Consider the following 22,294-nt stretch of genomic DNA (forward strand, 5'->3'; position numbering starts at 1 on the left):
CACCACACCGCGTTACACCGAGATAACATATTGAATAATATAAAAATAAATTATTTCGTTATCATTGTTATCGCTCTTTTTTCTGCCGCCATCATCAGTCTGAACATCAGTTGGCCGAATAAACAGCAGGAGCAGATTAACAGGATCATGACCAGAGGAGAGCTACGGATCAGCACCATTAGCTCACCTCTGATCCACCTTACCAGTAAGAAAGAACCAAATGGATTCGATTACGAACTGGCACAACGCTTTGCTGATTATCTTGGCGTCAAATTGGAAATCAAATTCAGAAAAAATATCAATCAGTTATTCGACGACCTAGAAAATGGCGACGCTGATTTTCTGGCCGCCGGCTTGACCTATCATCAAGAAAGGCTGGCTCAAACCCGCGCAGGTCCGGCTTACTATTCTGTATCCCAACAACTGATTTATCGCAAAGGAACTCCACGCCCTCGCTCTTTTAAAGAGTTAAAAGGTAAACTGCTGGTCGCTTCTGGTTCTGCTCATGTCAGCACATTGAAAAAGCTAAAAACAGATTTATTTCCTGAACTCGAATGGAAGGAGACACAGCAATATAACACTCGCGAACTACTGGAACAGGTATCAGAAGGTAAACTGGATTATACATTAGGTGACTCGATTAATGTCGCGTTACAACAACGTACTCACCCTAATCTGGCCGTCGCTTTTGATGTGAGCGAAGATAACCCGCTGACATGGTATTTAAAACGCATTGACGACTACAGCCTTTACGCTGCCATGCTGGATTTTTTTAGCCAGCTAACGGAAAAAAATGTCATGCCCCGATTGGAGGAGAAATATTTTGGTCACGTCCACTCATTTGACTATTTCGATACACTCTCTTTTCTCAGCGCCATTGATAATATCCTGCCCATCTATCGGCCACTATTTGAAAAATATTCCGGTGATATCAGTTGGCAATTACTCGCTGCCATTGCCTGGCAAGAGTCACATTGGGACCCACTGGCAACCTCACCCACGGGTGTGCGTGGCCTGATGATGTTAACCAGCCAGACCGCTAAAGGGTTAGGCGTCGTTGATCGCCTTGATCCAGAGGAGAGTATTAAGGGCGGCGCAATCTATCTGCAAAATCTAATGAAACGATTACCTGAAAATATTCCTAAAGATGAGCGTATCTGGTTTGCACTGGCTGCTTACAATATGGGTTATGGACATATGTTAGATGCCCGTAAACTGACGGCATCACAAAAAGGAAATCCTGATAGCTGGCTTGATGTCAAAAAACGGCTCCCGCTATTAAGTCAGAAAAAATATTATACAAATACCGCCTATGGTTATGCCCGTGGACATGAAGCATATCGCTATATTGAAAATATTCGCCGTTATCAGCTTAGTTTAGTCGGATATTTACAAGCCAAAGAAAATCGAAAAAAACTAATTTCCCAAGAAAACCAACCAAAATAAAAGTAAACAAATATAAGGCTCTAAGGAGTCAATTACAGCCATTATATATCCTCAGTTATATTATGTTTGACAACTAATCCAACTAACCATACTAAATTCGTCAAGACACTATCTCTCCCAAAGGATAAATCATGATTAATTTAGATATTAACGAACAAAACAAAATTATGGTTGTCAGCAGCCATGTATTTAGTCCGACGACTGCGAATGGTCGTGCTTTTACAGAGTTAATCGAAGCATTAAAAAAGAACAATTTCGCTGTTATCCTGGCTGCTACATTCCAAGATGGCATAGCCACAGTTTCTTCTGATTCTTCACTATGCTGTATTTTTGTTGATTGGACTTCAGGAGATAATAACTACGAATCTCATAAGCAAGTCTTAGAATTACTGAAAGAAATACGCAAACACAATACAACCATTCCGGTATTGTTGACCGCGGAATATTCCAGCATCGACACGCTGACACTTGAAGTCATGGGATTGGCAGATGAATTTGTCTGGATGCTTGAAGATACGGCTGGATTTATCGCTTCTCGCGCCGGTTCGCTAATTAAGAAATATCACGCTCAATTATTACCTCCTTTCACTCGTGCATTACTGCAATATACCCAAGAATCACCAGAATATTCCTGGACTGCCCCCGGACATCAAGGCGGTGTCGCACTGACTAAGACGGCGGCAGGAAGAGAATTAATTAATTTCTTTGGGGAAAATCTATTCCGAAGTGATATTGGAATAGAAAGAAAAATACTTGGCTCACTGCTAGATCATACCGGTGCTATTAAAGAGTCAGAAGAATATGCCGCAACGATTTTTGGCGCCCATCAAAGCTATTGCGTTCTTAACGGTACTTCGGGTTCTAACCGTATTATCATGGGCGCCATTATTGGTGAGAAAGAGATTGTTATATGCGATCGCAATTGCCATAAATCTATTGGACAAGGTTTAATCATGACCGGAGCTTTGCCCGTATATCTTATTCCCCAACGCAACCGCTATGGTATTATTGGTCCCATTCCCAGAGATCAATTTCAACCAGAATATATCCAACAACTCATTAATAAACACCCACTAAAAGAGTGCGCAGTAGACAATAAGCCTGTTTATGCGGTCATCACCAACTGTACTTACGATGGAATATGTTATCACGCAGAACAAGCACAAGATTTACTCGCAAAAAGTGTTGATCAAATTCACTTTGATGAAGCTTGGTTTGCTTATGCTCGTTTTAATCCTATGTATAAACATCGTTACTCAATGCGTGATGACCCAAATGATTTTGACAATAATAGCCCGACAATATTTGCCACTCAATCCACGCATAAGATGTTGGCGGCGCTATCACAATCATCATATATCCATATCCGCAATGGTAAAAAACCCGTTGAACATTCCCGTTTCAACGAGTCTTATATGATGCACGCCACAACTTCACCGCTATATTCGCTTATCGCCACTAATGAAATTGCAGCGGCCATGATGGATGGTCCGCAGGGGCAAAGATTGATACAAAACGCTATCAATGAAGCCGTAGACTTCCGTCTGACATTAGCAAAAATCCATCATCAATTTAAACAAAAAGATGATTGGTTCTTCTTACCCTGGAATGCCAGAGAAATTATCAGCGCAGACAGCGGTAAATTAATTCCCTTCCATGAAGCAAACAGAGAACAATTGGCAACGGACCCTTCTTGTTGGGTATTAAAAGAGGGAGACAAATGGCATGGGTTTACCAATCTATCAGAAGAATGGTGCCTGCTAGATCCAACGAAAGTTGGTATTTTATGCCCAGGAATGAATGACAATGATGAATTGCTGGAAAATGGCATTCCAGCCGAAATTCTTTCCGCTTATCTCAGTCAGCATGATATTGTGCCAGCACGTACCACCGATTTTATTGTTCTTTGCCTGTTCTCTATCGGAGTTACCAAAGGTAAATGGGGAACATTGATCAATGTATTATTGAATTTCAAGAAACACTATGACGCAAATACTTCACTGAAACAATGTTTACCAAAACTCGCGAAGCAATACCCTGAATATTATGAAAATATGGGGCTAAAAGATATTTCGGATAAAATATTTGGGTATATAAAAAAATATGAAATGGATATTGAGCAAAAGAAATCATTTAGCCAACTACCTGAGATAGTTAAACTCCCCCGACAAGCACACCTTGATCATATGGGAGGCCGTACTGAACATTTACCACTTAATGAACTGGCAGGGCGCATATCGGCTGTTAGTGTCATTCCTTATCCACCAGGTATACCAATCATCCTACCGGGAGAACGTTTCGGTGATGAACATGCCCCCCGGTTACAATATATTCGCCAGATAGGTGAATGGAATAACAAGTTCCCAGGCTTTGAAAAAATTCTGGAAGGCGCAGAGATGATAAACGGCGAGTACCATATATGGGTACTAAAAGAGTGAATCAAGAATGCCTATTGATTGTCTTCCTGCTGTTTCCTGGCGGCTTTTAATGCTTTATGTTGTTGCCGACGTTGTTTGAAAAAAGCGCTCAACATCGTCGAACATTCCTCAGCAAGCACGCCGCTGGTAATATCAATTTGATGATTCATGCCAGGATGGCGCAATATATCAACCAAAGAACCTACGGCGCCAGTTTTCATATCACTGGCGCCATAAACCAACCGCTGTATTCGGCTATGTATCATAGCGCCGGCGCACATAGTGCAAGGCTCAAGCGTGACGTATAAGGTGGTATTTATTAAACGATAATTGTGTAACTGTTCTCCCCCTTTGCGTAACGCAATAATTTCAGCATGAGCGGTAGGATCATGCGCGATAATAGACTGATTCCAACCTTCCGAGATGATTTTATTATCAGCAACCAATATAGCACCAACAGGTATTTCCCCCTGCTCCCACGCCTTTATTGCCCGTTCAATGGCCTGCTGCATCCAATATTCATCACTATATATTTCAGTCACTACGGTATCCCATTTGATTACATCAGGGACAATTATAACGATTTATTTTACTTGTTTTCCAGATATATTTTCTTATTAATCCATTGGGAATATACACCCGAGATTATTTTATATATTTATTGCTGATAAAACACCCAGAAAATTAACAACCAAATATATAATGCAATTCTATCTTATGACATTTTTATATTTACTTTAAATCAATTAAAATCCGATTGCAAGATATTGTCCAACTACATAAGCATCAGCAGATAATTTGATTTCATTTCCAAGATAATCGAAAGCTTTACCAGCTACCCAAGTCTTAAAACTATTCAATGTTCCGTTGGGTAATGCAGCCATTGGAAGTGCCCACCCACCACCATCTGTCATAAAAACCCTCAAGCAACTATAACAGCAATGAAAAATATAATTAAAGCGAAATCATAAGAATCAGAGATAAAAATTATACATATAAATTTTTTATTTTTCCTGCCACACCTTTTATCTCAACCTCCAATATAAATCTTTCCATATATAAACCATCAAAGATAGTTAGTAGAAACAAAACATTAATACCTTAGGTATATTTTCGATTAAAAATATTGACTATTTATTACTACCAATTACATATAAATAATTAACATCTTAAATTATAAATTAACGGACACTATCTTTACAACAACTCAAGGTATGGTCTATAAATACATAACCTAATTTGAGGAAAGTATATGAGTCTCAAAAATGATTTTAAGGATTTTTCTACTAGCAATAATGCTAATGTAGTAAATCAAGAAAAATACGAAAAAATCCTGAGTTTGTATTCCGGGTTTCTACCAGATAATGTCCCCACTTATTTATTAAATAAGGTATTACGTCGATCGTCAACAATAGTCTCTGTTATGGCTAATTTCATCACGACACAATCTGGTGATCGTGTTCTCGATAATCGCGATATCACTAAACTCAACACTCAATTAAATAGAGAGTTAGAACAAAAAATCATAACTAAAATTTCCAAGTACGCATTGGAAAAATCAAAAAATATTGCAGATATTCCTAATAAAAATGTACTTGTGAAAAACCGAAGCTTATTGGAAAAGTTAATTCCGGTAGGTATATCACCTCTTTGGCCGACTGACATACCACCAAATGGTGGGTGAAATATAATGGAACGATCTTCGATAAAACTTTATATCTAAAATTAGCGGAAGTTTATCTTAGTGGCGGATGACCGATATAGGGGCATCAAAGCCACATAACCTAGCGTTTAACTATATGATGAGGGCAGCATAATGAGCACGTTGGTACTTGACGAAATCCCGGTAGGAATACCACTTCCCTGGCCGGCTGACATACCACCAAGTGGGTGGGTGAAATGCAATGGAGCAATCTTTGATCAAACTTTATATCCAAAATTAGCGCAAGCTTATCCTACTGGTAGATTACCTGATTTACGGGGTGAATTTATCCGGGGCTGGGATGATGGGCGTGGAGTGGATATTGGTCGATATCTATTATCCGGGCAACTGGCAGACATTGCTCCACATAGTCACAGGGTTGTCCGGATGTGGTCCAACTCAAATGGTGGAACCGACGGAGTGGGTGCAGCAGGCCGTATTCTCAATAGTATCTACCAGAACGTTAACTACGGCATTGATCCTCGTGGAATAGGCATCGCTATCGGAATGGGATCTGGTGGTTACGGTTATATGGATAATGCGATTGCCGCCTCAACGGGAATAGAAACACGTCCACGAAACGTGGCATTTAATTACATTGTGAGGATTGCATGATGAATAAGGCTGTATTGGATAAAAATAATATTGCCATCAGTGCCGGAAGTATCGTTGTATTTAATTACGATGCAATTACGCTGGAATATTTAAACAGTTCTGATGAGTACCTTCCCGTTGGTATCGGCCTTCCTGCCAACTCTTGCACAGATGCACCACCTGAAACCCAAGAGGGATATATCGCCTGTCGTTCACCTGATTTAACCGGCTGGCAAATAGTACCAGATTATCGAGGGAAAATAGCTTACAACACCCAAACTGGGGAACAGAAGGAAATCATTGAACCGGGTGAATTACCAAAAACGCTGACATTCAAACAACCAAGCACCGATTTTGATAAGTGGGATGGCGAAAAATGGGCAATAGATATTGAAGCTCAAAAAGCCAATCAGATGAAACAGGCAGAACAACAACGTGTCATTCTTCGCCAACAAGCTAATGAAGCCATCATTTTATTACAATATGCTATTGAGACTGAGATGGCCTCAGACGCAGAGAAAGCATTATTACTTGCCTGGAAGAAGTATGTGGTATTACTGAGCCGTGTTGATACCTCAATGGTTTCAGATATTGAGTGGCCACAAATACCAGAATAATACAATTATCAAGACCGGGCATTATTCTATCCCCAATCTTTTTTCAGTGATAATAATGACTATTTTGACCGGCTGATTTCCTATGCTTTTGGCGTCTCAATCCGGTCAAATATGATTTATAATTAGAATTATGGGCTGCATGGCAGCCCTTTTTTTATTTTATTTTTCAGGAGATAACATCTATATCTATGGAAAAAACATAAAAAAATATAATAACCTAACCAATAGATAAAATAATAATACTTTCGTAGCTGCTATTTTTACACCCTGTATTTTAATAAAACTTGTGAAAACCATTATTAAAATTACCGGAAGAAATAAGATAAAATAATTTTCAGATATAAAACATAAACATCTTGAATATGCTTTCGATTACAATATGTTAAACAATTTATTGTCATCAGTCATACATAAATAATCAATCGCTTAAGTTATAATATAATCTTATTATCCTCTTTTTGGAGTAGACTATAATTGAAATCAATCTCAAAAAATTACCTATACTATAACTCAACATGCTAATTATAACAGAACATTATTTTATTTAAGGAAAGTGTATATGAGTCCCAAGAATGATTTTAAAGCTTTTTCTATTAATAATAATGCCAACATAGTGAGTCAACAAGAATATGAAAAAAGTCAGAATTTACAAACCGGGTTTCCACCAGAAGATATTACTACTCATGTGTTAAATAAAGCATTACGTCAATCATCAACAATAGCCTCAGCCGTGGCTGATTTTATCGCGACACAATCTGGCGATGATGTTCTGGATGATGGAGATATTGTTAAACTCATCACACAATTAAATAGAGCGTTAGAACAAAAAATTATCACTAAAATTTCCAGCTCCGCCTTAGAGAAAGTAAAAAATGGCGCAGATATTCCTAATAAAAATGCATTTATGAAAAACTTAGGTTTACATGAAGCTGCAAAACGGGAAATAGGAACTGGCGTTAATCAGGTGCCAGATATGTCGTTTTTCAACGCAAATCTAAGTTCTACCGGCTGGCAAAAATTACCTTCGGGTTTAATTGAAATGTGGGGGTTTGTACTAGTTCACGGCTATGGTTCTATGGAGGCCGGGTATTTAAATAATTTCCCAATACCATTTCCGAACGCATGTTTAAATATTGTGTTAGCTAACGGTGGTTATAATCCTCAAGATTCTGGAATATGTTCAGTACACATAGTAGATCGGAGTCAATTCCGATGTTATAGAAGCCCTACTAATCATCCTACGCCTGTTGGCGCGTATTTTAGGGCGATAGGATATTAATTTAATAAAAATCAACTTGCCATGATCATTTAATTAATATGGCAAAAAATCATGACCGATAAAACCATGTATTCAGCGCATTAAATAAGGAATTAACTTTACAATAATTCAATATGTTATTTATAAAGTTCATCACTTAACTTAAGGAGTATAATATGAGTCCTAAAAATGATTTTAAGGCTTTTTCTATTAGTCATAATGCTAATGTAATGAGCCAAGAAAAATATGAAGAAAGTCAGAATTTGAAGACTGGGTTTGCACCCGATGGCATTACCACACATATATTAAATAAGGCATTACGTCAATCATCCACAATATCCTCTGTAGTCGCTAATTTTATCGCGACACAATCTGGCAATGATGTTCTGGATGATGGAAATATAGAGAAACTCACCGCTCAATTAAATAAGGCGCTGGAACAGAAAGTAACACCAAAGGTTCCCGACGCCTCATTAACACAGAAAGGTATTGTTCAGCTTACAGATGTGGTTGGTAATAGTAATTCACTCGCTGCAACTCAGAAGCTTGTTTCTGATATAAATAATAATGCTAACAATAGATTAGCCAAAAACCAAAATGGGGCAGATATTCCCAATAAAAATGAGTTTGTGAAAAATCTCGATTTATTGGAAACCGTCAATCTGGCGAAAAATGCTGTGCCGAATAGTAGGAAAATTAACGGTAAGGCGCTGACTGGAGATATCAATTTAGGGGCTGGCGATGTGGGGGCATTTAGGCTCGGATTAACAGGAAAATATTCTGTTGATAACCAAGTCCCGTGGAACGTAGATTCAGGGTCATATGACTTACTGAATTCGAAATTTAGTGATCATGTTGTTCACTTCTATAATGGAGTTGGGAGTTGTCCAGCTTTTCAGTTGAAAGTGCATTACAAAAACGGGGGGATTGCTTATCGCTCGGCGCGCGATAATTATGGATTTGAAGAAGATTGGACTAATATTTATACAACCAAAAACAAACCTACCGTAAATGAACTTGGTTTATCAGACACCGTAACATTGGCAAGAAACGCGGTTCCTAATAGCCGGAGAATTAACGGCAAAGCGCTAACTGAAGACATCAATCTGGTAGCCGGAGATGTGGGGGCGTTTTCACGTGCGGAAGTTGACGAGCGATATCAAAAGAAAGGCCCTAATCAGTGGTGGCGGAAAATAGGAGCTGGCGGAGACAACGGAAGTAGCATATCACTGAGTCAGGATATACGAGGACGATGTATATATTTACGTACTGTTAGCCAAGGTATATTTTTACCTTTACAAATGCCTCCGATCGATAATATTTTGGTTGGTACAGGGTATGGTTCAAAAGGATGGCTCGTTGTGCATTCGTCAGATGCAGGGCTGAGGTTATCTATAGTAAACCAAGAGGATTGTCCTGATATTACAGAAATTTATATTGCTGATTAAAATTATGGGCTGCATAGCAGCCCTTTTCCCATTTTATTTTTTAGACGATAATTCATTCTCCTATTTGATAGAAATATTTATCTATATTTATCGAACAAACAAAAAAATATAATAATTCAATCAACAGACAAAACAATACTATTTTCGTAACCACTATTCTGACACCATCTATTTTAATAAAACTTGTTAAAACCGTTTGAAAATTGACAAAATAGACAAGATAAAATAATTTCCAAATGTAAAATAAAAAAACTTTGAATATGCTTTCTATTACAAGACGTTAAACGATTTATTACCGTCAGCCACATACAAACAATCAATCGATTGATTAATAATGTAATCTTATTATCCTCTTTTTGGCGTAGACTATAATTGAAATCAATCTCGATAAATTACCTGTACTATAACTCAATATGTTAATTATAAAAGAATATTATTTACTTAAGGAATATATGTATGAGTCCTAAGAATGATTTTAAAGCGTTTTCTACTAGCAATAATGCTAATGTAGCCAGTCAAGAAATATACGAAAAAAGTCCGAATTTACAAACTGGATTTCCTCCAGAAAATATTACCTCTCATATATTAAACAAAACATTACGCCAGTCGTCCACAATAGCCTCTGTTGTCGCTGATTTTATTGCGACAGAATCTGGCAGTGATGTCTTAGATGATGGTAATATAACCAAACTCACTACACAATTAAATAAAGCGTTAGAAAAAAAAATTACAACAAAAATTCCCGATGCCTCATTAACACAGAAAGGTATTGTTCAGCTTACAAATGTGGCTGGCAATAGCAATACACTGGCTGCAACTCAGAAGCTTGTTTCCGATGTAAATGATAACGCCAATAAAAGACTAGAAAAAACGCAAAACGGCGCGGATATTCCAAATAAAAATGCGTTTGTGAAAAACTTAGGTTTAAATGAAGCGGCAAAACGGGAAGTGGGAACCGGAGTTAATCAAATTCCAGATATGTCATTTTTCACCTCAAACTTGGTTCAGAATGGTTGGCAAAAATTACCCTCAGGTTTAATTGAAATGTGGGGAATAGCAATAGTTTCTCTCGGTGGAAATCCTAATGGCGGATATATTAATAACTTTCCAATACCATTCCCAAATAAATGTTTTAGCATCACGTTAACTCACAATGATTGGGACCCCGGATCAGCAGGAATATTCGGGGCATCCGTATTAAATCAAAGTCAGTTCAAATGTTATAGAAGTTCTACCCCTTATGCACTTGATGTTTATACCTATTTTAGGGCAATAGGATATTAATTAAAAACAATTAATTCATTATGATGATTATTTAATTAAATTTGGCAGAGAATTATGAACGATAAAAACTATGTATTCAGTGCATTAAATAGAGCATTTTATCCACTATTATTACAACAGAATTATATTGAAGCTGGCTCATGGCCAAATGACCCTTTACCTGTAACTGATAACATATTCAATGAGTTTTCAGGAATCCCACCCATAGGAAAAATACTTTCCTCTGGTGAAGATGGTCTTCCTTGCTGGGAAGATATCCCACCACCAACAAAAGAGGAATTGATATTTATAGCGGAAAGCCAAAAAACACAATTTATATCTCTTGCAAATGAAAAAATAACTCCACTTTCTGACGCAGTAGAACTTGATATAGCAACAGACGAAGAAATGCTATTACTCAAAGAATGGAAAAAATACCGAGTGATGCTTAACCGGGTTGACACTTCAAACGCACCAGAAATTGACTGGCCAATTAAGCCATTATCGTAATTAACAAAAAGACCGGGATTCAAACAGAACCCGGTCTTAATTATTTTATTATTGCTGATGCTACAATGATAAATATTCTGTCATCATACAACCCATTCTCCGTCAATATTTATTAACTCATGCGACATTAGTTACATTACCCATCATCGAAATTTAATTTCCAGAATGAACCTTTCAATCTGAAAATTACTTAAAATGGCTTCCATAAGAGGAAATTAATCATTTCGATATATTTTCAATTAAAACATATTGAATTATTTATTACCTAAAATATACGAAAAATAATTAACCTCATAAGATATAAAGATATTTAATTATTTCTTATCATCTCTATACTATAAATATTGATAAATTACCTCTACAATAACTTAAGATATTATCTATAAAACTCACCATTGAACTTCAGGAAAATATATATGAATCCCAAAAATGATTTTAAAGCGTTTTCTATTGATAATAACGCTAATGTAGTGAGCCAAGCAATATATGAAGGAGAGCAAAGTTTAAAAACTGGGTTTACAGAAAATGATAGAATTTCCCGTCATGTATTAAATAAAGCATTACGTCAGTCGTCAACTATATCCTCTGTCGTAGCTGATTTTATCGCGACAGAATCTGGCAGTGATGTTTTGGATGATGGTAATATAGCCAAACTAACTGCACAATTAAATAAAGCGTTAGAACAAAAAATTATAACTAAAATTCCCGATTTCGCATTGGAAAAAGCAAAAAATGGGGCAGATATTCCTAATAAAAATGAGTTTGTAAAAAATCTCGGTTTATTGGACTTATTATTAGCAGGTACTCCTCTGTTTACACAAGGGGGTAATTTCATGACTTTTAAAATTCCATTTTTCATCGGATCAGAGAGAAAATATATCTTATTCCAATCTGTATATGCAAAGGCTCCCAGTTTAGGTAACGAGGGAACATTCACTATCACATACCCAATTGCATACTCTTATGAACCTCATGCTATACTTTCCAGCATGGGAGGATATATCAGTGGAGGTAACTATGGTGAAGGAGCTGAAATATTAAAAATCAATAAAGAAAACCTAGTAATAATATCACACTGGCAGTCTCGTGATACAACCTTTCCGCCTGTACGCATATTTGTAGTAGGGATATCTAATAACTAACTTTCAACGCTAATAGTTGTTATCTATCTCAAATTTTATAATTATTTTGATAAAACCCCAGAAATTAACTGGCCAATTGCTCCATTATCGTAATTAACAAAAAGACCGGAATTCAAACAGAACCCGGTCTTAATTATTTTATTATTGCTGATGCTACAATGATAAATATTCTATCATCATACAATTCATTCTCCGTCAATATTTGTTAACTCATGCAACATTAGTTACATTATCCATCATAGAAATTTAATTTCCATAACAAACCTTTCAATATAGAAATTATTTAAAATGGTTTCCATAAGATAAAATTAATCATTTCGATATGTTTTCAATTGAAATATATTAAATTATTTATTACTTAAAATATACGAAAAATAATTAACATCATAAGATATAAAGATATTTAATTATTTCTTATCATCTCTATACTATGAGCGTTGAGAAATTATCTCCACAGTAATTTAAGATATTATCTATAAAACTCACCATTGAACCTCAGGAAAATATATATGAATCCAAAAAATGATTTTAAAGCGTTTTCTATTGGTAATAACGCTAATGTAGTTAGCCAAACAATATATGAAGGAGAGCAAAGTTTAAAAACTGGGTTTCCAGAAAGTGATAGAATTTCCCGTCATGTATTAAATAAAGCATTACGTCAGTCGTCAACTATATCCTCTGTCGTAGCTGATTTTATCGCGACAGAATCTGGCAGTGATGTTCTGGATGATGGTGATATCGCTAAATTAATCATTCAATTAAATAGAGCATTAGAAAGAAAAATTATCACTAAAATTTCCAACTCTGCATTGGAAAAAGTACAAAATGGCGCAGATATTTATGATAAAAATGCGTTTGTGAAAAATTTAGGTTTAAATGAAGCTGCAAAACGGGAAGTGGGAACTAGAATTAATCAGATTCCAGATATGTCGTTCTTCACCGCAAACTTAGCTCAGGCTGGCTGGCAAAAATTACCTTCAGGTTTAATTGAAATGTGGGGAATTGCACTAGTTAACGGTAGTCTATCTACTAACGCCGGGTATTTAAATTATTTTCCAATACCATTCCCGAATAAATGTTTAAATATCACATTAACTCACTCTGGCCATACTCCTGAAGCAGCCGGGATATTCTCAGTAATGATAGAAAATCAGAGCCAGTTTCGATGTTTTAGAAGTCCTACCGGTTTAGATGCTGATGTTATAGCATTTTTTAGAGCAATAGGGTATTAATTTTATAAAGCATGACCGATTAACCCATTATCGTAATTAATAAAAGGCCGGCATTAAGACAGAACCCGGCCTCAATTATTTTATGAATAAAACAACCTGTGACTCATTGCATCGAATGTAACAGAGTGGCTATCATCGCCGATGTGAAAAATAAAAGATGCTATTATGTAGTGCTAAACTTATATCGTGCTAGACTTCGTTTTTCCATGTAATTTATACTGCGTAGCAATGCAACCAGTGTGTAATAGAACGGAATAAGAACCGGCGATAACACACTGAATATAAAGTAAAGAAAAAGTTAATTTATTGAAATGTCGTTATTAATCAAAAAAAGCTGTATCAATTGTGATATGTGTGAACCCGAATGTCCCAATCAGGCTATATCGATGGGAGATGAAATTTATGAGATTGATGCCGACCGTTGCACCGAATGCATCGGTCATTACGATGCTCCAACCTGTCAATCAGTCTGTCCGATAAATAATACTATTATTACCGATCCAGACCGACAAGAAACAGAAGAACAACTGTGGGATAAATTTGTATTACTTCATCATGCAGATAAAATCTGAAATCAACGCTCAAGAATAACGGTCGCACAGGCATAGCGGCGCTCATCAGCCAATGTCACATGCAAAGAGGTCGCCCCCAATTGCTGAGCCAACGCTGCGGCCGCGCCATAGAACCGCAAAATCGGTTTTCCCAGTGCATCATTGACCACTTCAAACTGGTTAAATGCCAGCCCATTACGGATACCCGTTCCCAGTGCCTTTGCCGCGGCTTCTTTTACCGCAAAGCGTTTAGCCAAAAAACGAACCGGTTTTTCATGTTGCTGATATTGTTCCCATTCTAATTCACTGAGAATGCGTTTTGCCAAGCGCTCGCCTGAGCGCTCGACAACCCCTTCAATACGGGCAATTTCAACAATATCTGTACCTAACCCAATAATAGCCATTAACGGCGAGCTTTCCGCATTTGGGTTTTCATATCTGCCACAGCAGCGGTCAAACCACTGAATACCGCACGTCCAATAATGGCATGACCAATATTCAACTCATAAATTTCTGGCAGTGCAGCAATACGTTGTACATTATGATATGTCAGCCCATGACCCGCATTCACCATTAGACCTTTGCTCGCTGCATAAGTCACAGCTTCTTTAATACGATGAAACTCTTTTTCCTGTTCTACTTCATTTTCCGCATCGGCATAAGCACCTGTATGAATTTCAATGAAAGGTGCGCCAACTTCACTAGCCGCATCAATTTGTCGATGTTCCGCATCAATAAATAACGAGACAAGAATACCCGCATCAGATAGACGCTTAACCGCCGCAGCAACCTTATCTTTCTGACCAATAACATCTAAGCCCCCTTCTGTTGTCACTTCCTGCCGCTTTTCAGGCACCAAACAGCAAAATTCAGGTTTAATACGACAGGCAATATCCACCATTTCATCTGTCACGGCCATTTCAAGGTTCATCCGAGTCTGGATGGTTTTCTTCAACAATTCTACATCCCGATCGGTAATATGACGGCGATCTTCACGCAAATGAATGGTAATACCATCGGCTCCCGCTTGTTCCGCAACAAAAGCCGCTTGAACCGGATCAGGATAATTGGTACCGCGGGCATTGCGCACCGTCGCAATATGATCGATATTAACGCCTAATAATACTTCAGCCATATTTATCTCCTGTAGTCATATTAGAATATGACAAGTTTACACTTTCCATCTTGAAGAGAAACAAATTCATTAATTTTCTTTCTTTTCAGGCTTCTGACGTACAAACTGCCGAAATAATTCACGACTTTTTAAAGGTTTGCCACCTAGATAAGGTTTCAATGCAATACGCGTGAAACGCTTTGCTGCCTTTAATGTCGCAGAATCAGGGAATTCACGAGTCGCCAGTGATTTTAATTCGCGCCCGGTAAAACTGTAATGATCAACAACCAAGCTAGCGATAAATCCTTTTTCTTCTCTATAACGGTAGGTCATCGTGTCGGCAACAGGTTCACCACTGCCCGCACAATGAAGATAATCAACGCCATAACCAAGATTTGCCAGCAACGCTAGTTCAAACCGACGTAATGCATATTCCGGTGTATATTCACTGGCGGCAAGAACTTGCAAGCATTGGAGATAATCAAAGAATAAGGCGGGATAAGCCGTTCCCTGTTCAAGCACTCTTGACAACAATTCATTGATATATAAACCGCTGTACAACACACTGCCGGTAAGAGGAAGGGCCAGAGAGATAGGATCTGCATCACGCAGCGTTTTAATTGCCCCCCGCCCACTCCAACGAACCAGCAATGGGGTAAAGGGCTGCAAGCAGCCTTTTAAATTGGAACGACGGCTACGCGCACCTTTTGCCAACACGCTAATTCGCCCTTCATTTTCAGTGAATAGATCCAGTAACAGACTCGTTTCACTGTAAGGACGCCCATGAAGAACAAAAACACGTTGCCAACCGTCCACAGGGATGCCTTATTTCAAATCATCGACGTAACCCAAGCTACGTAACGCTCGCTCATCATCAGCCCAACCCGCTTTAACTTTAACCCACAGTTCTAAGTGGATTTTTACATCAAACAGCCTTTCCATATCCTGACGGGCTTCAATACCAATGGTCTTGATTTTACTACCTTTATTACCAATAACCATTTTCTTCTGGCCTTCACGCTCAACCAGAATTAAGCCGTGGATATTGTAACCACCACGCTCATTCGCCACGAACTGCTCAATTTCAACCGTGACAGAATATGGCAATTCATCACCAAGAAAACGCATAAGCTTTTCTCGAATGATTTCAGAAGCCATAAACCGCTGAGAACGGTCAGTAATATAATCTTCCGGGAAATGGTGAGTCGCTTTCGGTATATATCCGCGCACAATTTTGGCAATCGTATCAACATTCATGCCTTTTTCAGCGCTCATCGGGACAACATCAAGAAAACTCATCTGTTTACTGATAAAACCAATATGTGGCAACAAACTGGTTTTATCCGTTACGTTATCCACTTTATTGATAGCCAGTAAAACCGGACAACGCAGATTACGCAGTTTGTTCAGTACCATTTCGTCATCCGGGGTCCAATGAGTCCCTTCGACAACAAAAATAACCAACTCCACATCACCGATAGAACTGCTGGCCGCCCGGTTCATCAACCGGTTAATCGCCCGTTTTTCTTCAATATGTAATCCCGGCGTATCCACATAAATAGTCTGATAAGCCCCTTCCGTATGGATACCCATAATACGGTGACGGGTCGTTTGCGGCTTACGAGAAGTAATAGATACTTTTTGACCTAAAAGCTGATTCAGCAACGTGGATTTCCCCACATTAGGCCGTCCAACTATTGCAACAAATCCGCAATAGGTTTCTTGTTCGCTCATTCAAGCTCCAGTTGTTTTAATGCTTGCTCAGCCGCTGCCTGTTCCGCTTTGCGACGGCTAGAGCCTGTTCCTTTAACTGGCAGTTCGATACCACTCACTTGACAGTGAATAGTAAATTCTTGGTCGTGAGCTTCACCACGAACCATAACAACCAGATATGACGGCAGAGGCAGATGATGCCCCTGCAAATATTCCTGTAAACGGGTTTTCGGATCTTTCTGTTTGTCGCCAGGGCTAATTTCATTCAAACGGGTTTCGTACCATCTCAGGATAATTCTTTCAATAGTCTGAATATCGCTATCAAGGAAAATCGCACCAATCAATGCTTCAACGGTATCAGCCAGTATTGATTCACGACGGTAGCCGCCGCTTTTCAATTCCCCCGGACCTAAACGAAGGCATTCACCTAATTCAAATTCCCTTGCTAATTCAGCCAGTGTATTACCACGCACCAATGTGGCGCGCATGCGGCTCATATCCCCCTCATCAACACGAGGAAAACGATGATATAACGCATTGGCAATAACAAAACTCAGGATTGAGTCTCCAAGAAATTCCAGCCGCTCATTATGTTTGCTGCTGGCACTACGATGAGTTAACGCTTGTATCAGCAGATCATGCTGATCAAAAGTGTACCCCAGCTTACGCTGCAATCTGTTAATTACGATGGGATTCATGTGCTACCAATATCGGTCAGAATTCGTCAAATAAAAACGCACACGCAACAGACCTGTTACAGAAACCCCTGACAAAACTGTTGCGTTTGCACTGGCCCCTTACAGGAGCCAGTCATTAAGTTTGAAAGGACATTCTACACTGCGAGTAAAATTAATTCTTCGCTAATATAAAAATATTAATTAATTCCACCAATACGGCTGAAGCGAACTCCGGTAGGCCATTCCCCTTCCTGTTTTTCAAAACTCATCCAGATGGCGGAAGCTCGACCAACTAGATTCTTCTCAGGGACAAAACCCCATACACGGCTATCAGCGCTATTATCACGGTTATCACCCATCATAAAATAGTGGCCTTCGGGCACAATCCACATTCCCTCTGGCAAGCCAGGTTGACGGAAATTAGGCACCGATAGTACACCTGGAATCTCCAAAATATGGTGGGTTACCGCGCCCAGATTCTCAATCCGTTCACCCTGCCGCATACTGTAAGGCGGCAGCGTTTCTTCAACCGGGATTTGGAAAACACCTACTTTCTTCAGACTTTCACCTTTGGAATCAACACCATACTGCTGCATTGTCCACTCACTTGGGAATAGTGAACCGTAAGAAACCGGTAATTCTTCCTGACAATTCCCTGTTTTGCTGCAATTAGAAAAAATACGCAGCTCTTTCTTTGCCGGATCATAAATAATTTTATCGCCCGGTAAACCAACCACCCGTTTAATGTAGTCAAAACTGGGGTCCAACGGGTATTTAAATACGGCAACATCACCACGCTTTGGTTCGCCGGTCTTAATCAGTGTTGTTTGAGTGATGGGATCTTTCAATCCGTATGAATATTTCTCCACCAGAATGAAATCACCAATCAATAAAGTTGGCATCATGGAACCCGATGGAATCTGAAAAGGCTCATAAACAAAAGAGCGCAGAATCAGAACCACGGCTAACACAGGAAAAATAGATGAACAAGTATCTACCCATGTTGGCTTGTTAATAGTCTCAGCCAGATGCTCCTGATCCATTGTACCTTCAGTCAACTCTTGCAATCTGGCAAGTTTTTTCTTGCGCGCTGGTGCCCATTTGAAACGATCAATACACCAAATAATGCCGGTGACTAACGTTGCCAACGTTAGGATCAGGGCAAAAGTGTTAGCCATTTAGACTCCTTACAAGCTTATTAATTGTCTTTACCAACATGAAGAATGGCTAAGAAAGCTTCCTGTGGTAACTCAACGTTACCCACTTGTTTCATACGCTTCTTACCCTCTTTCTGTTTCTGCAATAGCTTTTTCTTACGGCTGACGTCACCACCATAACACTTCGCCAAGACGTTTTTACGCAATTGCTTCACTGTTGAGCGAGCAATAATATGATTACCAATCGCAGCCTGAATTGCGATATCGAACTGCTGACGAGGAATAAGTTCTTTCATCTTCTCCACCAGCTCCCGGCCACGGTACTGCGCATTACCACGGTGAGTAATCAACGCCAATGCATCAACTCGCTCACCGTTAATCAATACATCCACACGAACCATATCAGATGACTGGAAACGAGTGAAATTATAATCCAGTGAAGCATAACCGCGAGAGGTCGATTTCAATCGATCGAAGAAGTCCAAAACCACTTCTGCCATCGGTATTTCGTAAGTCAGCGCAACCTGTTTACCGTGGTAAACCATGTTGGTTTGCACCCCGCGTTTCTCAACACATAACGTTATGACGTTCCCCAAGTACTCCTGAGGCAACAGCATATGACACTCAGCAATTGGCTCACGCAGCTCTTCAATATTATTCAGCGGTGGTAGTTTAGAGGGGCTATCCACATAGAGAATATCACGGCTAGTTGTCTCCACTTCATACACAACCGTTGGCGCCGTGGTAATAAGGTCGAGATCATATTCACGTTCCAGGCGTTCTTGAATAATCTCCATATGCAACAGACCAAGGAAACCGCAGCGGAAACCAAAACCCAATGCAGAAGAACTTTCTGGTTCATAAAATAGTGAAGCGTCATTCAGACTCAATTTACCTAGTGCGTCACGGAACGCTTCATAGTCATCAGAACTAACAGGGAACAGCCCTGCATAAACTTGCGGCTTCACTTTTTTAAAGCCCGGAAGTGGTTTTTCCGCAGGTTGACGGGCCAATGTCAAGGTATCCCCGACAGGCGCACCAAGAATGTCTTTAATTGCACAAACTAACCAGCCCACTTCGCCACAATCTAATACATCACGATCAACACGCTTAGGGGTGAAAATGCCAAGGCGATCGGCGTTATACACCTGACCGGTACTCATCACCTTGATTTTATCACCCTTACGTAAAGTGCCGTTTTTAATCCGCACCAGGGAGACAACACCAAGGTAATTATCAAACCATGAGTCAATGATAAGAGCCTGTAATGGCGCATCAGGATCGCCTTCCGGCGCAGGAATCTCTTTAACCAAGCGCTCAATGACATCTTGTACGCCGACACCCGTTTTGGCTGAACAACGCACTGCATCAGTAGCATCAATACCGACGATATCTTCGATCTCTTCCGCTACACGCTCAGGCTCTGCCGCCGGCAAATCGATTTTGTTCAGAACAGGAACAACTTCTAGATCCATATCCAACGCGGTATAACAGTTAGCCAACGTCTGGGCTTCTACTCCCTGTCCCGCGTCAACCACCAGCAACGCCCCTTCGCAGGCAGCTAGTGAGCGGGAAACTTCATATGAGAAATCAACATGCCCCGGCGTATCGATAAAGTTTAATTGATAGAGTTGCCCATCATTCGCCTTGTAATCCAAGGTAACACTTTGGGCCTTAATGGTGATACCACGCTCACGCTCAAGATCCATAGAATCCAGCACTTGCTCTGCCATCTCACGATCTGTTAAGCCGCCACAAATTTGAATAATACGGTCAGATAACGTCGACTTACCGTGGTCAATGTGAGCAATAATGGAGAAATTTCGTATTTGCTTCATTATAAATATTTTTCTGCCTTGATATTTCTGAGTCATTCGCCTAATGGACACACGAGGGACATAAAGCGACGGTTTATTAGGTCGGCCACCGGCCTGAAAGGCTGTATTCTACATGCCAAATCTACGAAAACCTAGTCATGCCTGCGGCTTTAGAGTATGAGTTGTTAAACGTTTTGGATGATTAAAATAGATTTATTCCCGATGCTGAATGTGAATGGCATCAGGAGGCAAGCCAATTTGCAAAACGACAGGTTGATATTCCTGCCGATTATCCCAGTAAGTAGCGATTCTGCGGGCAAAGAAGAATCCTAATGCGCCTCCTAAAACACCGCCACAAAACACCCACAATTGATTGGTCACCCATAACTGAAAAAGCGCCCCGCCAAGGAATAACCCAATAAGCGGAGTCAGATAAACCAGCAACGCCGAACGCAGCAAGCTCCCTTCCGGGATACCAACTTCCACTTTTTGCCCCGGTTGTAATGGCTGTAAAATCTCCAGTTCAAGCTGATGTATGCCATCAGACCCTAATTTATTGAGTAAATAAGAACCACACGTTGCTCGCGCCTGACAACTGCCACAGCCAGAAGAGGAACCATAACGTAATAATGCCCGTCCCTGCTGCCAGTGAATTACTGTTGCCCACTCTTTGACCATCAGTCAACTCCTATAAATGCGACGCCAGCGGCGATACGCTTGGCGGTTGCCAATGGTAATTCACCAATAATTGTCACCTCATTTGCTCCACGTATCACACTATAAATCGTTCGAGGCCCACCACGGAAAGGATATTCCAACTTACCGGTTTTATTAGCATTAGTCACATTCACAGAAAAGCTAAATAAGCCATCGCTAAACATAATGGATTCAAGTGAGTCACTATTTGACAATTTACGACGATTACGTGAAACCTCAACGAAACCAGCCGGCAATTTACCCACTTTCCAATTGAATACAACCTTCTCTGACGGTGGAATGACCAGCATTGGCGGCATATTTAAGCGAGTAATCACACTCATTGCATCATTGACGCCCCCACCGATGGTGGAAGAAACAACCCTAAATTGTTCAAGCGCCTCACTATCACGATCAAGTAAATCAATACGTAATGGTAAATGAGTCTCTTCGTCGATCAGTAAAATATAATTATAACGCACTTCATCTTTAGAGGTGATGCGTACAACCCTACAGGGCCTATCACCGATATGGGTACGACCAGCATCAATAAAATTGTAGTATTTTTTCAACTGATTGAAGTCAGCAAAAATGACGGCCGGTAAATAATCAATAATATGATTACCGCTAAGACTGAAAGCATCTAATCCGGGTTCAAAATAACTGATCTCATTACCACGCTGGACAATCTCCCGACGAGAACCATCCATCTGCATAATCTGAGCAATTGGAATATCATCGATAACGGCATGGCGATAACGAACTGAGACGATAGACTGCTGGTTGAGATTAATAAAAGCAAGCTCGTAAGTCAGAGACTGAGTAGCATTACCCATCTCCTGCAACAAAACCTCAGCGCTGCTAAGCTGCGCCGAAGCTTGTAAAGGAGCAAACAAGCAGCCTGCCAGCAAACAGACAGAAAACCAAATACGTTTCATTA

General features: G+C 39.6%; 23 protein-coding genes. 12 read left to right on the plus strand and 11 right to left on the minus strand.

Going from position 1 to position 22,294, the window contains the following annotated elements:
* Nucleotides 1-30 precede the first annotated feature (30 nt).
* Nucleotides 31-1,446, plus strand: a complete 1,416-nt coding sequence (gene mltF, locus B0X70_RS16925; protein ID WP_217469905.1) for a membrane-bound lytic murein transglycosylase MltF — start codon at nt 31-33, stop codon at nt 1,444-1,446.
* A 131-nt stretch (nt 1,447-1,577) separates the two neighbouring features.
* On the plus strand, nt 1,578-3,884 hold the full coding sequence (locus B0X70_RS16930; protein ID WP_217469906.1) for an Orn/Lys/Arg family decarboxylase: 2,307 nt from the start codon (nt 1,578-1,580) through the stop codon (nt 3,882-3,884).
* Nucleotides 3,885-3,895: 11 nt separating this feature from the next.
* Here B0X70_RS16930 and tadA read toward each other — a convergent pair whose 3' ends face one another.
* Nucleotides 3,896-4,405, minus strand: a complete 510-nt coding sequence (tadA, locus tag B0X70_RS16935) for a tRNA adenosine(34) deaminase TadA (RefSeq protein ID WP_036777775.1) — start codon at nt 4,403-4,405, stop codon at nt 3,896-3,898.
* A 204-nt stretch (nt 4,406-4,609) separates the two neighbouring features.
* Nucleotides 4,610-4,777: a hypothetical protein gene (locus B0X70_RS16940; protein ID WP_157297578.1), complete on the minus strand. Its 168-nt coding sequence runs from the start codon at nt 4,775-4,777 to the stop codon at nt 4,610-4,612.
* A gap of 338 nt (nt 4,778-5,115) precedes the next feature.
* Between B0X70_RS16940 and B0X70_RS16945 the strand changes: the two genes are divergently transcribed.
* The 10 genes from B0X70_RS16945 (at nt 5,116) to B0X70_RS16995 (ending at nt 14,201) form a co-directional block, all read left to right on the plus strand.
* Complete coding sequence (locus B0X70_RS16945; RefSeq protein WP_052105804.1) at nt 5,116-5,547, plus strand: hypothetical protein; 432 nt, start codon at nt 5,116-5,118, stop codon at nt 5,545-5,547.
* Nucleotides 5,548-5,679: 132 nt separating this feature from the next.
* Entirely contained in the window at nt 5,680-6,180 is a 501-nt protein-coding gene (locus B0X70_RS16950) for a phage tail protein (RefSeq protein WP_036777777.1), read from the plus strand.
* A complete protein-coding gene (locus tag B0X70_RS16955; protein WP_217469907.1) occupies nt 6,177-6,776 on the plus strand; it encodes a tail fiber assembly protein in 600 nt (199 codons plus the stop codon). Before B0X70_RS16950 ends, B0X70_RS16955 begins: the two co-directional genes overlap by 4 nt.
* 559 nt (nt 6,777-7,335) lie before the next feature.
* Entirely contained in the window at nt 7,336-8,055 is a 720-nt protein-coding gene (locus tag B0X70_RS16960; RefSeq protein ID WP_217469908.1) for a gp53-like domain-containing protein, read from the plus strand.
* 155 nt (nt 8,056-8,210) lie between these two features.
* Nucleotides 8,211-9,482 carry a phage tail protein gene (locus tag B0X70_RS25320; protein WP_246593327.1) on the plus strand — a complete coding sequence of 424 codons (1,272 nt, stop codon included), beginning with the start codon at nt 8,211-8,213 and terminating at the stop codon, nt 9,480-9,482.
* A gap of 456 nt (nt 9,483-9,938) precedes the next feature.
* Nucleotides 9,939-10,766, plus strand: a complete 828-nt coding sequence (locus B0X70_RS16975) for a phage tail protein (RefSeq protein ID WP_217469909.1) — start codon at nt 9,939-9,941, stop codon at nt 10,764-10,766.
* Nucleotides 10,767-10,820: 54 nt separating this feature from the next.
* Complete coding sequence (locus B0X70_RS16980; protein WP_217469910.1) at nt 10,821-11,255, plus strand: tail fiber assembly protein; 435 nt, start codon at nt 10,821-10,823, stop codon at nt 11,253-11,255.
* A gap of 416 nt (nt 11,256-11,671) precedes the next feature.
* On the plus strand, nt 11,672-12,397 hold the full coding sequence (locus tag B0X70_RS25325) for a hypothetical protein (RefSeq protein WP_246593328.1): 726 nt from the start codon (nt 11,672-11,674) through the stop codon (nt 12,395-12,397).
* A gap of 509 nt (nt 12,398-12,906) precedes the next feature.
* Complete coding sequence (locus B0X70_RS16990; protein ID WP_217469911.1) at nt 12,907-13,629, plus strand: gp53-like domain-containing protein; 723 nt, start codon at nt 12,907-12,909, stop codon at nt 13,627-13,629.
* Nucleotides 13,630-13,940: 311 nt separating this feature from the next.
* Entirely contained in the window at nt 13,941-14,201 is a 261-nt protein-coding gene (locus B0X70_RS16995; protein WP_036777793.1) for a YfhL family 4Fe-4S dicluster ferredoxin, read from the plus strand.
* A 2-nt stretch (nt 14,202-14,203) separates the two neighbouring features.
* Here B0X70_RS16995 and acpS read toward each other — a convergent pair whose 3' ends face one another.
* The 9 genes from acpS to rseB all read right to left on the minus strand — a co-directional run bounded on the left by acpS (nt 14,204) and on the right by rseB (nt 22,292).
* A complete protein-coding gene (acpS, locus tag B0X70_RS17000) occupies nt 14,204-14,584 on the minus strand; it encodes a holo-ACP synthase (RefSeq protein WP_110086328.1) in 381 nt (126 codons plus the stop codon).
* Nucleotides 14,584-15,315 carry a pyridoxine 5'-phosphate synthase gene (pdxJ, locus tag B0X70_RS17005; protein WP_105397992.1) on the minus strand — a complete coding sequence of 244 codons (732 nt, stop codon included), beginning with the start codon at nt 15,313-15,315 and terminating at the stop codon, nt 14,584-14,586. The genes acpS and pdxJ overlap by 1 nt, the downstream gene beginning before the upstream one ends.
* A gap of 69 nt (nt 15,316-15,384) precedes the next feature.
* Nucleotides 15,385-16,110 carry a DNA repair protein RecO gene (gene recO, locus B0X70_RS17010; protein WP_040149406.1) on the minus strand — a complete coding sequence of 242 codons (726 nt, stop codon included), beginning with the start codon at nt 16,108-16,110 and terminating at the stop codon, nt 15,385-15,387.
* Between the two features lie 9 nt (nt 16,111-16,119).
* Nucleotides 16,120-17,028 carry a GTPase Era gene (gene era / locus B0X70_RS17015; RefSeq protein ID WP_036777798.1) on the minus strand — a complete coding sequence of 303 codons (909 nt, stop codon included), beginning with the start codon at nt 17,026-17,028 and terminating at the stop codon, nt 16,120-16,122.
* Entirely contained in the window at nt 17,025-17,705 is a 681-nt protein-coding gene (rnc, locus tag B0X70_RS17020; RefSeq protein ID WP_046396035.1) for a ribonuclease III, read from the minus strand. Before rnc ends, era begins: the two co-directional genes overlap by 4 nt.
* 176 nt (nt 17,706-17,881) lie before the next feature.
* On the minus strand, nt 17,882-18,862 hold the full coding sequence (gene lepB / locus B0X70_RS17025) for a signal peptidase I (protein ID WP_217469912.1): 981 nt from the start codon (nt 18,860-18,862) through the stop codon (nt 17,882-17,884).
* Between the two features lie 20 nt (nt 18,863-18,882).
* Nucleotides 18,883-20,679 (minus strand): translation elongation factor 4, encoded by a 1,797-nt coding sequence (gene lepA, locus B0X70_RS17030; protein WP_217469913.1) that lies wholly within the window; start codon nt 20,677-20,679, stop codon nt 18,883-18,885.
* A gap of 192 nt (nt 20,680-20,871) precedes the next feature.
* Nucleotides 20,872-21,336 (minus strand): SoxR-reducing system protein RseC, encoded by a 465-nt coding sequence (gene rseC / locus B0X70_RS17035; RefSeq protein ID WP_105397991.1) that lies wholly within the window; start codon nt 21,334-21,336, stop codon nt 20,872-20,874.
* Nucleotides 21,336-22,292: a sigma-E factor regulatory protein RseB gene (gene rseB, locus B0X70_RS17040; protein ID WP_217469914.1), complete on the minus strand. Its 957-nt coding sequence runs from the start codon at nt 22,290-22,292 to the stop codon at nt 21,336-21,338. Before rseB ends, rseC begins: the two co-directional genes overlap by 1 nt.
* Nucleotides 22,293-22,294 lie beyond the last annotated feature (2 nt).

It is taken from the genome of Photorhabdus akhurstii, from assembly GCF_019090985.1.
GTDB classification, from domain to species: Bacteria; Pseudomonadota; Gammaproteobacteria; order Enterobacterales; family Enterobacteriaceae; genus Photorhabdus; species Photorhabdus akhurstii.

Coding starts and splice junctions, on each gene's coding strand:
- B0X70_RS16930 (WP_217469906.1), top strand. CDS start 1,578: ATGATTAATTTAGATATTAACGAACAAAACAAAATTATGGTTGTCAGC.
- B0X70_RS16940 (WP_157297578.1), bottom strand. CDS start 4,777: ATGACAGATGGTGGTGGGTGGGCACTTCCAATGGCTGCATTACCCAAC.
- B0X70_RS16945 (WP_052105804.1), top strand. CDS start 5,116: ATGAGTCTCAAAAATGATTTTAAGGATTTTTCTACTAGCAATAATGCT.
- B0X70_RS16950 (WP_036777777.1), top strand. CDS start 5,680: ATGAGCACGTTGGTACTTGACGAAATCCCGGTAGGAATACCACTTCCC.
- B0X70_RS16955 (WP_217469907.1), top strand. CDS start 6,177: ATGATGAATAAGGCTGTATTGGATAAAAATAATATTGCCATCAGTGCC.
- B0X70_RS16960 (WP_217469908.1), top strand. CDS start 7,336: ATGAGTCCCAAGAATGATTTTAAAGCTTTTTCTATTAATAATAATGCC.
- B0X70_RS25320 (WP_246593327.1), top strand. CDS start 8,211: ATGAGTCCTAAAAATGATTTTAAGGCTTTTTCTATTAGTCATAATGCT.
- B0X70_RS16975 (WP_217469909.1), top strand. CDS start 9,939: ATGAGTCCTAAGAATGATTTTAAAGCGTTTTCTACTAGCAATAATGCT.
- B0X70_RS16980 (WP_217469910.1), top strand. CDS start 10,821: ATGAACGATAAAAACTATGTATTCAGTGCATTAAATAGAGCATTTTAT.
- B0X70_RS25325 (WP_246593328.1), top strand. CDS start 11,672: ATGAATCCCAAAAATGATTTTAAAGCGTTTTCTATTGATAATAACGCT.
- B0X70_RS16990 (WP_217469911.1), top strand. CDS start 12,907: ATGAATCCAAAAAATGATTTTAAAGCGTTTTCTATTGGTAATAACGCT.
- B0X70_RS16995 (WP_036777793.1), top strand. CDS start 13,941: ATGTCGTTATTAATCAAAAAAAGCTGTATCAATTGTGATATGTGTGAA.
- acpS (WP_110086328.1), bottom strand. CDS start 14,584: ATGGCTATTATTGGGTTAGGTACAGATATTGTTGAAATTGCCCGTATT.
- pdxJ (WP_105397992.1), bottom strand. CDS start 15,315: ATGGCTGAAGTATTATTAGGCGTTAATATCGATCATATTGCGACGGTG.
- era (WP_036777798.1), bottom strand. CDS start 17,028: ATGAGCGAACAAGAAACCTATTGCGGATTTGTTGCAATAGTTGGACGG.
- rnc (WP_046396035.1), bottom strand. CDS start 17,705: ATGAATCCCATCGTAATTAACAGATTGCAGCGTAAGCTGGGGTACACT.
- lepB (WP_217469912.1), bottom strand. CDS start 18,862: ATGGCTAACACTTTTGCCCTGATCCTAACGTTGGCAACGTTAGTCACC.
- lepA (WP_217469913.1), bottom strand. CDS start 20,679: ATGAAGCAAATACGAAATTTCTCCATTATTGCTCACATTGACCACGGT.
- rseC (WP_105397991.1), bottom strand. CDS start 21,336: ATGGTCAAAGAGTGGGCAACAGTAATTCACTGGCAGCAGGGACGGGCA.
- rseB (WP_217469914.1), bottom strand. CDS start 22,292: ATGAAACGTATTTGGTTTTCTGTCTGTTTGCTGGCAGGCTGCTTGTTT.